Genomic DNA, 13,591 nt, shown 5'->3' with positions numbered 1-13,591 from the left:
AGCAATCTGCCCGCTTCGCCCCGCCTCTCAGTTTAACAATCAAGTCCTCGCACGCGGCCAACCAATGATCATCGCCTCACACGCGGAAAAAGGCGAACCAGACAATGCCGAGGATCAGGACAGCCAGCCCTGTCGAGGCGGTGAGCAGCGCGAGAACCGAAGGTCCAGGCTCGGCCTGGCGCGCCTCGGTCGGGGTTTCAACGATTTGACCGTGTCGTTCCGTTGCCATGGCAACCTCATTGCTTAAGTGCCTGTAATTCCGGCGTTTGCCGCTCCCCTTCGACAGCCAACGCGTGATCGGGAGCGATGTTCCGAGCGCTTCGACGGCTGCCCAACCGCAGTCCGCCCGCCGCGTCAAACGGGCGCAGCGCGAGGTCACGGTTAACGCCGTTGCGAGATTCACCGGGCCGCGTTGTTTCAAACTGGGGTTCCCGGTGTTATCCTTGACCGTTCCGTCGGTTGCGTAATCGGAGTTTCCCCGGAGTTTCCCCATGGCCCCTCGCGCCAATTGGAAGGGCTTTTTGCGCCTTTCGCTCGTGACTTGCCCGGTTGCCCTGTACCCGGCGACATCGGATACCGAAAAGGTCTCCTTCAACCAGATCAACCGCAAGACCGGCCATCGCATCAAATACGCCAAGGTCGACGCGGAGACTGGCGAGGAAGTCTCTACCGAAGACATCATGAAGGGCTACAAGGTCGACACCGACACCTATATCGAGGTCACCAAGGAAGAGCTCGACGACATCGCGCTGGATTCGACCCGCACCATCGAGATCGACGAATTCGTGCCGCGCAGCGAGATCGACAGCCGCTATCTGATCCGCCCCTACTACCTCGTTCCCGACGGCAAGGTGGGCCACGACGCCTTTGCGGTGATCCGCGAGACCATCCGCAGCCTGAACAAGGTCGCGATCGGCCGCGTGGTGCTGACCAATCGCGAGCACATCATCGCGCTCGAGCCGCTCGACAACGGGCTGATGGGCACGCTGTTGCGCTACCCGTATGAAGTGCGCAGCGAGAAGGAGTATTTCGACGACATCCAGGATGTGAAGATCACCAAGGACATGCTCGATCTCGCCAAGCACATCGTCGAGCAGAAGTCCGTCGACTTCGATCCGGAGGAGTTCGAGGACCGCTACGAGCAGGCGCTGATCGACCTGATCAACCAGAAGCGCAACGGCATCAAGATCGCCAAGCCCGCGGCGAAGACCAGCGGCAACGTCATCAACCTGATGGACGCGCTGAAAAAGAGCCTCGCCAACGAGAAGCAGGCCGCGCCCGCCAAGGCCGAGGCAAAGGCCGCGAAGGGCAAGAAGCCGAAGAAGCGCATCGAGGGCCAGCGCGAAATGCTGCTGCCGATCTCGGGCAGCGGCAAGCGCGAGCCCAAGGAGGCCGCCAAGCCCGAGCCGAAGAAGGCCGAGAAGACAACGCGCGCCCAGGGCACCGCGGCGCGGAAGAAGGCAGGCTAGTGTGCTGAATGCGAAGTTCGTGCGATTTCGCGGCAGCCACTTTCACGAACTTCGCATTCATAAAGCACACTAGAATCATAAGTTTCCTAGTGTCCTTATCGAATCCGAAGTACGCTCCGAAGGTGCGGCAAATGATGCGAACTTCGGATTCGGGACACTAGCGCAGCGACCGCAAGTTGAGCCCGGTCCGCCGCGCCTGAGATGTCCTGGTCGAGATGCCCTGGTCGACGCCGTTTGACGAACCGATCGCGCCGCATCGCGGCGGCACGCTGGTGACGCTGCAGCACGCTGCCGACACATCATGAAGCTATCGGAAGACACCCAGCAGGAGACGCGCTGGCAGATCGCGGTCGAGCATCTGATCAATGCGGCGGAACAAGGTGCCGGCTGGTTGATGTTCGCGCGCATCGCGATGCTGCGCGCGTTGAATGGGGATGACTGAATCTGGAAAATGCCGGCCTGTCGGCAGCGCTTACTTGAATGCCGAACTGACGGCATTGAATTGGCCGCTTACACTGGTGCCGATGCCCCTGACGCCGGCGACGATAACGATGCTGATGCCACCGGCGATGATGGCGTATTCAATGGCCGTCGCCCCGACCTCATCACGCAGAAACCTTGCCATCAACGCGCGCATGAAAAGCTCCTGTCCGACGCTCGCGGCTTTTTCTCCCGCGCCGTAGTAATATGCCGGCCAAACTAGGCCACATTGGTTGACGGCCCATTGAGGGAAAGGATGAACGGTCGCTTAAAAGTTGCAGCGAATTTCCCTGCTAGTTCTGCCTGCATCGGGTTGCCGCCGGGCGAGGCACGGGCCGCGACCGGAGCGTTTTCCAGCGAAATGGACACCGGCTCGCGCAAAGAAAAACGCGTCAAAACAAGAATCTAGGGCCCCCGCTCTGATCCTGTCTGACCGGAAACAGCTCCGCTCGTAAACGCATATCAGGACTACCTGATCCGGCCCCGGCCGCGCTTTACCGGTGCCGCGGAATCCTGTTCCTTTATCGGACAGGCGACAACGAGGCCGGAACGAACCGGCCGCATGCAAAGGGAGTGACCGTCATGAAGCTCGGCACCGCGATCGCGGAAATCATGAAGCGCGAGGGCATCGAGATCCTCACGGGCTACCCGGTCAACCACCTGATCGAATACGCCGCCAATGCCGACATCCGCCCGGTGATGGTGCGCCAGGAGCGCATCGGCGTGCACATGGCAGACGCGATCTCCCGCGTCACCTCGGGCGAGAAGATCGGCGCCTTCTGCATGCAGCACGGCCCCGGCGCGGAGAACGCGATGGGCGGCGTCGCGCAGTGCTACGGCGAATCCGTGCCCGTCCTGGTGCTGCCGATGGGCTATGCGCGTCGGCTCGCGAATATCGACCCGAACTTCAATTCCAGCCAGGCGATGAAGGCGTTCTCGAAATCCTCGGAGCCGATCAACATCGCCGCGGAGGTCTGTAACATTTTCCGCCGCGCCTTTACCAAACTGAAGAACGGCCGCGGCGGGCCGGTCATCGTCGAAATCCCCGCCGACATGTGGAACGAGGAGGTGCCGGAGCCCCTGAACTACACGCCGGTGCTGCGCACCCGCTATGGCGCCGACCCCGTGCATGTGAAGGAGGCAGCGGCGCTACTCGTGAATGCAAAACGTCCGGTGATCTATGCCGGCCAGGGCGTGCACTATGCAAAGGCCTGGCCGCAGCTGAAGCGCCTCGCCGAACGGCTTGCGATCCCGGTTACCACCAGCCTCGGCGGCAAGTCGTCCTTCCCCGAGACGCACCCGCTCTCGCTCGGCTCCGGCGGCCTCGCCGTGCCGCGCGCGGTGCCGAAATTTCTTTCCGAAGCCGACGTGATCTTCGGCATCGGCTGCTCCTTCACCGAGACGTCGTTCGGCATCGCGATGCCGAAGGGCAAGACCATCATCCACTCGACGCTCGATCCGAACCACATCAACAAGGATGTCGAGGCCAAGGTCGGCCTGGTCGGCGACGCCGGCCTGGTGCTCGACGCGCTGCTGGAGGAGATCGGCAAGACCGTGACCTCGGACCGCAACGCCAGCGCGGTCGCCGAGGAGATCGCCGCCTCCCACAAGGAGTGGCTCGCCAAGTGGATGCCGAAGCTGACGCATAACGACGCGCCGCTCAATCCCTACCGCGTGCTGTGGGACCTGCAACACACCGTCGACATCCACAACACCATCATCACCCACGACGCCGGCAGCCCGCGCGACCAGCTCTCGCCGTTCTGGAAGTCGGTCGAGCCGCTGTCCTATATCGGCTGGGGCAAGACCACGCAGCTTGGCTACGGCCTGGGCCTTGCGATGGGCGCCAAACTGGCAAAGCCGGACAAGCTCTGCATCAATGTCTGGGGCGACGCCGCGATCGGCTTTACCGGGATGGACTTCGAGACCGCGGTGCGCGAGCGGATTCCGATCATGTCGATCCTGCTCAACAATTTCTCGATGGCGATCGAATTGAAGGTGATGCCGATCTCGACGGAGAAATATCGCTCGACCGACATCTCCGGCGACTACGCCGCGATGGCCCGCGCGTTCGGCGGCTACGGCGAACGGGTGACCAAGCCCGAGGATATCATCCCCGCGATTAAGCGCGGCATCCAGAAGACCAAGGAAGGCGTGCCGGTGCTGCTGGAGTTCATCACCAGCAAGGAAACCGAGGTGTCGCGGCCGGGAACGTGAGGGCACCTCACACGCCTCTCTGCCACTTGATTTGACATCGCTAGCGCAGGCAAGCTCCCTCCGGTGCAACTTCGGAGGGAGAGATGGCGCGCATCCTGGTGCTGGGGGCCGGCTTTGCCGGGCTATGGGCCGCGCTCGGCGCAGCCCGCAAGCGCGACGAGATCGGCGCGCGGGCAGCAGACACCGAAATCCTCGTCGTCGATCGCAACGCCTATCACAACATTCGGGTGCGCAATTACGAGGTCGATCTCGGCGACGTCGCGTTGCCGCTTAAGGACCTGCTCGATCCGGTCGGCGTCAGCCACAGGGTGGCCGAGGTCGCGGCGATCGATCCGGCGACGCGCGCGGTCACAATCAAGACCAGCGCGGGCGCGGAGGTTCTGAGCTACGACCGGCTGGTGCTGACCACCGGCAGCGAACTGGTCCGCCCCGCCATCTCAGGCTTGGCCGCCCACGGCTTCGATGTCGACACGTATGAAGCGGCGATGCGGCTCGACGCGCATCTGGCGGCGCTCGGCAAAGAGCCGCCGTCAGAGGCACGCGCGACGGTCGCGGTCGTCGGCGCGGGGTTCACCGGGATAGAGGTCGCGGCCGAGATGCCGGCCAAGCTGGCGCACGCCGGCATCACCGGCGATCATCGGATCATCCTGATCGATCCCAATCCCGTGGTCGGCGCGACCTTCGGCGCGCATGGCCGCCCGGTCATCAACGAGGCGCTGGCCACGCTCGGCGTCGAGACGCAGCTGAATGTCCGGGTCAGTGCCATCAGCGCCGACAGCATCACGCTCAACTCCGACGAGATCATTCTGACCAAAACCGTGGTGTGGTGCGCGGGCATGCGCGCCAGCCCCCTCACCGCCTCGCTGCCGGCCGGGCGCGACGCGCTCGGCCGCATCAAAGTCGACCACACCATGCGCGTCGAAGGCCTGCCGGATGTCTTCGCCGCCGGCGACGTCGCCGTCTGCCTGATCGACGGCGAGCACCCGACCGTGATGTCCTGCCAATTCGCGCGGCCGATGGGCCGCTTCGCCGGCCACAATGTGGTGGCGGACCTGTTTGGTGAAAAGCTGCTGCCGCTCAATATCGACTGGTATGTGACGGTGCTCGATCTCGGCGCCTGGGGCGCACTCTACACCACCGGCTGGGACCGCGAGGTGCACACGTCAGGCGCCGCCGCCAAGCTCACCAAGCAGACCATCAACCAGCAGCGCATCTATCCGCCGCGCAACGGCGACCGTGCCGCGCTGCTCGCGGCAGCCGCGCCGACGATCCAGACGGCGCCGCCGACGCGCAAATAACAAAAGGGGCGGCCACCGCATGACCGCCCCTGGTCGCCTTTAACACTCGCGCCGCGATTACTGCGACAGCTTCACAAAGTTCGGAAACTTCATCTGGCCCTCGGCGATCGCCTTCGGCCAGACCGTGATCTGCTTGCCGCCCTGCCACTGGAACACGAGGCCGGTCACGGCGCCCGGACCGGACTTGATGCCGTGGGTGAACTCGTCGTTCTTGCCGTAGAACTGGATCTTGCCGATCGTGCCCTCGAAGTCGGTCTTCTCGAGCTCGGTCACCATCTTGTCCGGATCGGTCGAGCCGGCGCGCTGGATTGCCTCGGCGATGATGTAGACCTCGTCATAGGCGGTGTAGCCGGTATAGGCCGGCGGCGTGCCGAACTTGGCCTTGAACGCCGCCGCGAACGGCTTGGTCTTCGGCGTGACGGCAACATCAGGCGTCGCCACCGCGAGCGAGGGCACGCCCTCGGCCGCGCCGTTGGTGTCGCCCCAGAAGGTCGGGCTCAGCGCCTGCGCGCTGATGCCGAACATCGGGATCGGCACCTGCTGGTTCTTCCACTGCACGGTCGGCTGCACGCCGACATGGGAGATGCCGGTGACGATCACGTCGGGCTTGGCGGCTTCCATCTTGTTGAAGATCGGCGTGAAGTCGGTGGTGTCGGGCGAGAAGCGGATGTGCTCGACCACCTTCAGGCCCGCTTTCGGCAGGCAGGCCTCGTAGCCGACGTCGAGCGGCTTGGTCCAGGCCGCGTCCTCGCTCATGATCGCGACCGACTTGAACTTGAGCTGGTCGACCAGCAGCTCCTTGGCCGCGTCGCAGACCAGCTGCGCCTGCGCGGCCGAGGTCAGGTAGCCGTGGAAGGTGTACTTGTTCTTCTCATAGTCGTTGTGCACCGCCTTGGTGATCTCGTTCGACGCGGCGCCGGGCGTGATCAGCGGCATCTTCAGCCGCGAGGCCCACGGCTCGAGCGCCAGCACGACCTCGCTGATATAGCTCGCGATCACGGCGGAGACCTTGTCCTCGCTCACCGCGCGCTGGAAGGCGCGCACCGAGTCCGCCGACGAGCTCTTGTTGTCGTAGGTGACGATCTCGATCTTGCGGCCCATCACGCCGCCCTTGGCGTTGATCTCGTCGGCTGCGATCTGCGCGCCACCCGGCGTCGCCGCACCCGCGATCGACTGCACTTCGGCAATGATGCCGATCTTGATCGGGTCCTTGGACTGCGCATAGGCCGGCGCCGTGACGCAGAGCGCAAGCGCCGAGGCCAACAGGCTCACGCGGGTCGCGGTTGAATATGCTGTCATCATGATCTCCCTTGTTTTGCTTTTTTCTTTTCAAACTGCGAACGTCACAGAAAGTCCTTGCCGGCCTCCGCGGCGAACCGGCCCGGATCGCCCTCCCAGACGATCCGCGCGTGCTCCAGCACATAGACGCGGTCGGCATGCGGGAGCGCAAACGTCACGTTCTGCTCGCCGAGCAGCACCGTGATCTTGGTGGTCTGGCGCAGCTTCTCCAGCGCCTTCGACAGCAGCTCGAGGATAACAGGCGCAAGCCCCAGCGTCGGCTCGTCCAGGATCAGGATCTGCGGCTGCATCATCAGCGCGCGGCCGATCGCCAGCATCTGCTGCTCGCCGCCGGACAGCGTCTGCGCCATCTGGCCCTGACGCTCCTTCAGGATCGGGAACAGCTCGAACAACCAGGCGAGCTGCTTGGCCCTCGCCGCGTCATCGAGATGCTGGCCGCCGAGATCGAGATTTTCCCGCACCGTCATCTCGCCGAATAGCTCGCGCGATTCCGGACATTGCACGAGGCCTGAGCGGGCGATCTTCGCAGGCCCCGTGCCGCGCAGTGGCTGTCCGCCGCGCAGGATCTCGCCGGTATAGGGCAGGAAGCCCGAGATGGTGTTGAACAGCGTGGTCTTGCCGGCGCCGTTGAGGCCGACGACGGAGACGAATTCGCCCTCATGGACGTGGATCGAGACGTTCTCCAGCGCCTGCGCCTTGCCGTAATGCACGCTGACATTCTCGACCTGCAGCAGCGGCACCTTGTCCTTGAACGAGGTCTCGGGCCGCGCGTGGGTCTCGATCGCGCCGCCGAGATAGACCCGCCGCACGGTCTCGTTCTTCATCACGTCCTCGGCGCGGCCGGTCGTGATCTCCTCGCCGAGATACATCGCGAGCACGCGGTCGACCAGCGCCGCGACGCTCTTGACGTTGTGATCGACCAGCATCACCGCGCGGCCTTCGTCGCGGAAGCTGCGGATCAATGCGGAGAAGGTGCCGACCTCGGCGCTGGTGAGGCCAGCGAAGGGCTCGTCGACCAGCACAACCTTGGGGTCGCGCGCGATCGCCTTGGCCAATTCCAGCCGGCGCAGGTCGGCGAACGGCAGCGTCGGCGGGCGGCGGTCCATCACCGCCCCCAACCCGACGCGCTCGGCGATCCACTTGGCGCGCTCGGTCAGCGCCTTGTCGGGAAACAGCATGAACAGGCTGTCGGGCAACAGCGCGACCATGATGTTCTCCAGCACGGTCTGCCGGTTCAGGGGCCGCGAGTGCTGGAACACCATGCCGAAGCCCTTGCGCGCGATCTTGTGCGCAGGCAGCCCGGCGACGTTCTCGCCTTCGAACAGCACCTCGCCCGCGGTCGGACGCTCGATGCCCATCACGCTCTTCATCGCGGTCGACTTGCCCGAGCCGTTCGGTCCGATCAGGCCGAGGATCTCGCCGGGATGCAGGTCGAACGAGAGGTTCTTCACGGCGGTCAAGCCGCCGAATCGCTTGGTCAATCCACGGACGGTGAGCGTTGCTGTGGTCACAGTCTGATCCATTTAAGAGCGCGCCTCGCGTGACAGGGCCGCTCCGAGGAAACCGCCGGGGAAGAACAGGACGACGAGCAGCGCCACCGCCGAGACGATGAAGGTCGCAAGCTCGCCGGTCGGGCGCAGGAATTCGCCGGCGACGATCAGGAAGATCGCGCCTAACGCGGCCCCCAGCACCGTGCGCCGGCCGCCGAGCACGGCGGAGACGATCACGTTCACGCCGACCGCGACGTCGACCACGGTGCCGACCGAGGCGGTGCCGAAGTAGAACACCAGCAGCGCGCCCGACAGTCCCGAGAAGAAGGCGCTGACGATGAAGGCCGCGAGCTTGTGCTTGACGATGTTGAAGCCGAGCGCGCCGGCCTGCACCGGGTCCTGCCCGCTCGCCTGCAGCACGAGACCGACCGGCGATTGCGACAGGCCGTACAGGATGGCCGCGCTCACGGTCATGAAGCCGAGCGCGATCCAGTAATTGGCGCCGGCATTGATGGTGATGACGTCGGGGATGGTGAGCCCGATCTCGCCGCCGGTGAGATCGGCGAACACCACGACGAAGTTCTGCAGCATCAAGACCGCGACCAGCGTGGTCAGGCCGAAATACGGTCCCCTCACCCGCAGCGCCGGCAGCGCCAGCACGAAGCCCGCGACGACCGACGCCAGCGCGCCGAGCAGGATGCAGACATAAACCGACCAGCCGAACTGGTTGTTGAGGATCCCGGCGGTGTAGGCGCCGGTGCCGATCAGGAAGGTCGGCCCGAAATTCACCTCGCCGGCGAAGCCGAACAAGAGGTCCCAGGCCATCGCGAACACGCCGAAATAGAACGCGACGGTCAGCAGCCCGAGGATGTAGCCCGAGACGTAGAACGGCAGCGTCGCGGCGACCACCACGCAGATCAGCGAAATGAAGAACAGGCGCGAGGAAAAGAAGCTGGCCATCTCAGCGCCTCCCGAGCAGGCCTTGAGGCCGGATATACATCACGAACACCAGAAGCAGCAGCGCCGGAATGGTGCGATAGGCCGGCGAGATCATGTAGGCCGTGATGGTCTCGAGATAGCCGACGACGAAGGCCGCGATCAGCGAGCCTGACACGCTGCCGAGGCCGCCGAGCACGACGATCGAGAACGCGCTCGCGGTCAGCGGCCCGACGCTGTAGGAGCTGACGCCGAGGAACATGCCGAGCAGCACGCCGGCGATGCCGGCGAGAATGCCGTAGATGCCCCACACCACGATGTAGATCTGGGTGAGCTCGAGCCCGAGCAGCGTGACGCCGCGCGGGTTCATCGAGGCCGCCAGCACCGCCTTGCCGGTCCTGGTGCGGTTCACCAGGAGCCACAGCAGGCCGATCACGAGGCAGCACACCAGCGCGGTGAAGATATTGTTGCGCGGCGTGCGGTTGCCGAAGATATCGACGACACCTTCGACGATCGGCAGCACCGTCTTGGCGTTGTTGGTGAAGAAATAGGCGATCAGCTCCTGGATCATGATGCCCCACAGCAGGGTGCCGGTGAGGACGAAGATTTCCTTCTCCTCGTTGGGGATCCGCCTCGAATTCTGGATCGGCTTGACGACCGCGAAATAGGTCGCGAACGACACGATCAGCGCGACGCCGACACCGAACAGCGCGCCGGTGTAGATGTCGAGGTGCAGCACGCTGGCCGCGGCCCAGGCCGCGACCGCTGCGGCCACCATGATGGCACCGTGGGAGAGATTGAGAACGCCGGAGACACCGAAGATCAGGGTGAAGCCGGTCGCGCCGAGTGCATAGAGCGCACTGATGGCAAAGCCATCGATCAGGATTTGTAGGGCAAGCATCTCAGATTGGCCGCGGCAGCGGGGCTGCCTGTTGTGGAGGACGCGGAACCGACGAAGACCGATGCTCCCGGGAGGGGCCCGGGAGCATGATCATCAACTAATTCGTGGTGACCTTGACGAAGCTCGGGAACTTGAGGTCGCTCTTGGCGACCTCCTTCGGCCAGACCGCGACCTGCTTGCCGCCCTGCCACTGCAGCATCAGTCCGGTGATCAGGCCCTTGCCGTACTTGATCGAATGGGTGAACGGATCGTCCTTGCCGTAGAACTGGACGCGTCCGATGGTGCCTTCCCAGTCGGTCTTCTCCAGCGCATCGACCATCTTGTCGGCCTCGACCGAGCCGGCGCGCTTCACCGCATCCGCGATGTAGTAGACCTCGTCATAGGCGGTGTAGCCCGCGTAGGACGGATAGTTGCCGTAGCGCTTCTTGAAGCCCTCCGCGAACGGCACCGACTTCGGCGTCACCGCGACGTTCGGGCCCGACACGCCCTGATACAGTACGCCTTCCGCCGCGTCATTGGTGTCCTTGCCGAAGGTCTCGTTGGTCGCCTGTGAAGAAATGCCGAACATCGGGATCGGCACCTGCTGGTTCTTCCACTGCACCGTCGGCTGCACGCCGACATGCGAGATGCCGGTGATGATCACGTCGGGCTTGGAGCCTTCGACCTTGTTGAAGATCGGCGTGAAGTCTGTGGTGTCGGGCGAGAAACGGATATGGTCGACGACCTTGAGCCCGATCTTCGGCAGGCACTCCTCGTAGCCGACATCGAGCGGCTTGGTCCACGCCGCATCCTCGCTCATGATGACCGCGGTCTTCATGTGCTTCTGATCGACCAGGAGCTCCTTGGCGGCGTCGCACACCGACAGCGCCAGCGCGGCCGAGGTCAGGTAGCCGTGGAAGGTGTACTTGTTCTTCTCGTAGTCGGCGTGGACGCTCTTGCTGATCTCGTTGGAGGCGGCGCCGGGCGTGACGAACGGCGTCTTCAGGCGCGAAGCCCAGGGCTCGAGCGCCAGCACCACTTCGCTGATGTAGCTCGAGATGACGACGTTGACCTTGTCCTCGTTGACGGCGCGCTGGAATGCGCGCACCGAATCCGCCGAGGACGAGTGGTTGTCGTAGCTGACGATCTCGATCTTCCGGCCGTCGATGCCGCCCTTGGCGTTGATCTCGTCGGCGGCCAGCTGCGCCGCCTGCGGGATCGATGCACCGGCAATCGCCTGCGCTTCGGCGATCACGCCGATCTTGAGGGTGTCGGCAGCCAGCGCTCCGCTCGGCGCCGCAGCCAACAGGCCCAACACGGCCGCTCCTGCGAGTTTTTGCATCGCATGCACGGGGAGTCGCGATGTTCTTGTCACCCTGTTTCTCTCCTCTTTTTCTTCGGCTGCTTCGAGCTCTTGGGGCGCGACTATAGCCGCGACAAAATGCGCAGCAAGTGAAACTGCGCGCAGATCGTCATGCATGGACGGCGACTAAAGTAGTGGGTCGGCGCGGTGCGGCTGAATAAATTTGAGGCAGAGGGGGAATAAAAGGTCGTGGGGCGCCGATCTCTCAGATCTCATTCCCCGCTGCGCAAATTACGCAGGGCGAGCGAAGCGGAGAAAGCGGAACGAAAAGCAAGGCTCGGGCAATTCATGTCGCGAGAACGTGGATTGTCGCCCGCTGGCCGTGCGACAAGCTCCGTGTCGTCCCTGCGAAAGCAGGGACCCGTAACCACGGATGCTGATTGTTACGCGATGTTGGACGACGAGTCCCATTCACAACATCCGCCGCGGCGTATCGGTCCCGGCTTTCGCCGGGACGACAGCGGTGTATGGGGCCACCGTCCTACTCAGCCATCTCCGCCGGCGGGTGGGCGGCGGGACCGGCGAGCGGGCGCTCTTCCATCGTGATCATGCAGATCGAGGCGGTGGTCAGCAGCACGGCGGCGGCGCCGAACACGTAGCGGAACGCGTGGATCATGTCGGCCATCGGGATCGCGCTTACGGTGCTGGCCGCGGCATGATGCTCGCCGGCGAGCGAGATGTCGGTCCCGAGCGTCATCAGCAGAATGGTGGTGAAGGCGGCGACCGTGAAGGAGGCCATCATCGCGCGGAAGAAGTTCATCGCACCGGTGACGGTGCCGACCTGCGGCCGCGCCACCGCGTTCTGCAGCGACACCACGCTGATCGGGAAAGTGGTGCCGAGCCCGAGCGCGAACACGCTCATCAACAGCAACAATCCCCACAGCGGCAGCGTCGTCACCGCCATGCCGACGGCACAGATCGCGGCCACCGAGGTGCCGACGATCGCGACACGCTTGTAGTGCTTGGCCTTCGCCATTGTCCGGCCGGCGATCGCCGCACCGAAGGTCGAGATCGCCGCGAGCGGGATCAGCGCGAGGCCGGCCTCGCTGGCGGTGAGGTGATAGACCACCTCATAATAGAGCGGCAGGTGGACGGTGAGGCCGACCATGGCGCCGAGCGCACAGCCGCCCGCACCCATCGCGAACGGCACCACCGAGCCGCCGAGCAGCGACAGCGGCAGGAACGGCTCGTCGGCGCGGCGCGCGTGCCAGACGAAGGCGCCGGCAAGCGCGATCGAGGCGCCAATCATCGCCGTAATCGTCGGCGACAGCCAAGACAGCTTGGTGCCGCCCCAGGTCAGCACCAGCATCAGCACGACGGCCGAGGCCATCAGCAGCACGCCGCCAAGCCAGTCGACCTTGCGCTTGCGGTGGAACACCGGGATCTTGCTCATCTTCGGCAGCAGCAGCGCCAGCGCCGCCGCCGCGAGCGGCAGGTTGATCCAGAAAATCATCGACCAGTGCAGATGCTCGGCGAACACGCCGCCGACCACCGGGCCGAGGATGCCGCCGGCCATCCAGACGCTGGAGAAATAGGCCTGATATCGCCCGCGCTCGCGCGGGCTCACCACGTCGGAGATCACGGTCTGGACCACCGGCATGATGCCGCCGCCGCCGAGCCCCTGCAGGCCGCGGGCAACGATCAGCATGGGCATGCTGGGCGCGATCGCGCACAGCACCGAGCCGACCACGAACAGGCTGAGCGAGGTGATGATCATGACGCGGCGGCCATAGATGTCGCTCAGCGTGCCGAACACCGGCGCCACCGCGGTGGAGGCGAGCAGATAGGCCGTGATCACCCAGGACAGATTGGTGACGTCGTGAAACTGGCGCCCGATCGTCGGCAGCGCGGTCGCGACGATGGTCTGGTCGAGCGCGGCCAGGAACATCGTCAGCATCAGGCTGATGACGATGGTGCGGACTTCGTCCGGATTGAGCGGTGCCGGCGGCGCCAGTGGTGGCGCGTCGCTGAGTTCGATCACCTCGCTCGGGAGATGAGACAGCTCTTCGGCAATGTCTTCAGGCAATGTGGATTGGTCGGCAGGAAAACGGCTCTGCCGTTCATACTTGTTCATTTGGGGCGTAATGCTGCTGCGCGGGCGCGTCCCGCGATGGAATCATTCTCTGGTTCGTAATTTATGCAGCAATTGAATGCTGAGG

General features: G+C 64.4%; 11 protein-coding genes and 1 pseudogene. 4 read left to right on the top strand and 8 right to left on the bottom strand.

The features are described 5' to 3' along the window. Nucleotides 1–76: 76 nt before the first annotated feature. Nucleotides 77–493 carry a hypothetical protein gene (locus tag ACE10X_RS15680; RefSeq protein WP_038387207.1) on the bottom strand — a complete coding sequence of 139 codons (417 nt, stop codon included), beginning with the start codon at nucleotides 491–493 and terminating at the stop codon, nucleotides 77–79. Here ACE10X_RS15680 and ACE10X_RS15675 point away from each other — a divergent pair. Beyond that, nucleotides 492–1,469: a Ku protein gene (locus tag ACE10X_RS15675; RefSeq protein WP_038387206.1), complete on the top strand. Its 978-nt coding sequence runs from the start codon at nucleotides 492–494 to the stop codon at nucleotides 1,467–1,469. The genes ACE10X_RS15680 and ACE10X_RS15675 overlap by 2 nt on opposite strands. A gap of 215 nt (nucleotides 1,470–1,684) precedes the next feature. Continuing rightward, nucleotides 1,685–1,911 (top strand): annotated as a pseudogene (locus ACE10X_RS15670) (hypothetical protein). Nucleotides 1,912–1,941: 30 nt separating this feature from the next. On the opposite strand, the gene ACE10X_RS15665 reads toward ACE10X_RS15670, so the two are convergent. Then, complete coding sequence (locus ACE10X_RS15665) at nucleotides 1,942–2,106, bottom strand: Flp family type IVb pilin (RefSeq protein ID WP_016841801.1); 165 nt, start codon at nucleotides 2,104–2,106, stop codon at nucleotides 1,942–1,944. A 425-nt stretch (nucleotides 2,107–2,531) separates the two neighbouring features. Here ACE10X_RS15665 and ACE10X_RS15660 point away from each other — a divergent pair, with 425 nt between their 5' ends. Further along, nucleotides 2,532–4,166, top strand: coding sequence for a thiamine pyrophosphate-requiring protein (locus ACE10X_RS15660; RefSeq protein WP_038387205.1), 1,635 nt, complete (start codon nucleotides 2,532–2,534; stop codon nucleotides 4,164–4,166). Nucleotides 4,167–4,249: 83 nt separating this feature from the next. Then, nucleotides 4,250–5,464 carry an NAD(P)/FAD-dependent oxidoreductase gene (locus ACE10X_RS15655; protein WP_038387204.1) on the top strand — a complete coding sequence of 405 codons (1,215 nt, stop codon included), beginning with the start codon at nucleotides 4,250–4,252 and terminating at the stop codon, nucleotides 5,462–5,464. Nucleotides 5,465–5,521: 57 nt separating this feature from the next. Here the strand turns inward: ACE10X_RS15655 and ACE10X_RS15650 are convergent, their stop codons facing one another. The 6 genes from ACE10X_RS15650 to ACE10X_RS15625 form a co-directional block, all read right to left on the bottom strand. After that, the gene (locus ACE10X_RS15650) at nucleotides 5,522–6,766 is read right to left on the bottom strand and encodes an ABC transporter substrate-binding protein (protein WP_038387203.1); all 1,245 of its coding nucleotides are present in this window, start codon (nucleotides 6,764–6,766) and stop codon (nucleotides 5,522–5,524) included. A 41-nt stretch (nucleotides 6,767–6,807) separates the two neighbouring features. Continuing rightward, on the bottom strand, nucleotides 6,808–8,286 hold the full coding sequence (locus tag ACE10X_RS15645) for an ATP-binding cassette domain-containing protein (RefSeq protein WP_028331621.1): 1,479 nt from the start codon (nucleotides 8,284–8,286) through the stop codon (nucleotides 6,808–6,810). Beyond that, nucleotides 8,287–9,213 (bottom strand): branched-chain amino acid ABC transporter permease, encoded by a 927-nt coding sequence (locus ACE10X_RS15640; protein ID WP_038387202.1) that lies wholly within the window; start codon nucleotides 9,211–9,213, stop codon nucleotides 8,287–8,289. A 1-nt stretch (nucleotide 9,214) separates the two neighbouring features. Beyond that, the gene (locus tag ACE10X_RS15635; RefSeq protein WP_018270667.1) at nucleotides 9,215–10,090 is read right to left on the bottom strand and encodes a branched-chain amino acid ABC transporter permease; all 876 of its coding nucleotides are present in this window, start codon (nucleotides 10,088–10,090) and stop codon (nucleotides 9,215–9,217) included. Between the two features lie 97 nt (nucleotides 10,091–10,187). Next, nucleotides 10,188–11,411: an ABC transporter substrate-binding protein gene (locus ACE10X_RS15630; protein WP_038387201.1), complete on the bottom strand. Its 1,224-nt coding sequence runs from the start codon at nucleotides 11,409–11,411 to the stop codon at nucleotides 10,188–10,190. 502 nt (nucleotides 11,412–11,913) lie between these two features. After that, nucleotides 11,914–13,506, bottom strand: coding sequence for an MDR family MFS transporter (locus ACE10X_RS15625; protein ID WP_038387200.1), 1,593 nt, complete (start codon nucleotides 13,504–13,506; stop codon nucleotides 11,914–11,916). Nucleotides 13,507–13,591 lie beyond the last annotated feature (85 nt).

The organism is Bradyrhizobium sp. Pha-3, from assembly GCF_042258325.1.
GTDB lineage: Bacteria > Pseudomonadota > Alphaproteobacteria > Rhizobiales > Xanthobacteraceae > Bradyrhizobium > Bradyrhizobium elkanii.
The sequence above is the reverse complement of the archived record's forward strand: the minus strand, read 5'-3'. Positions and strand labels throughout refer to the sequence as shown.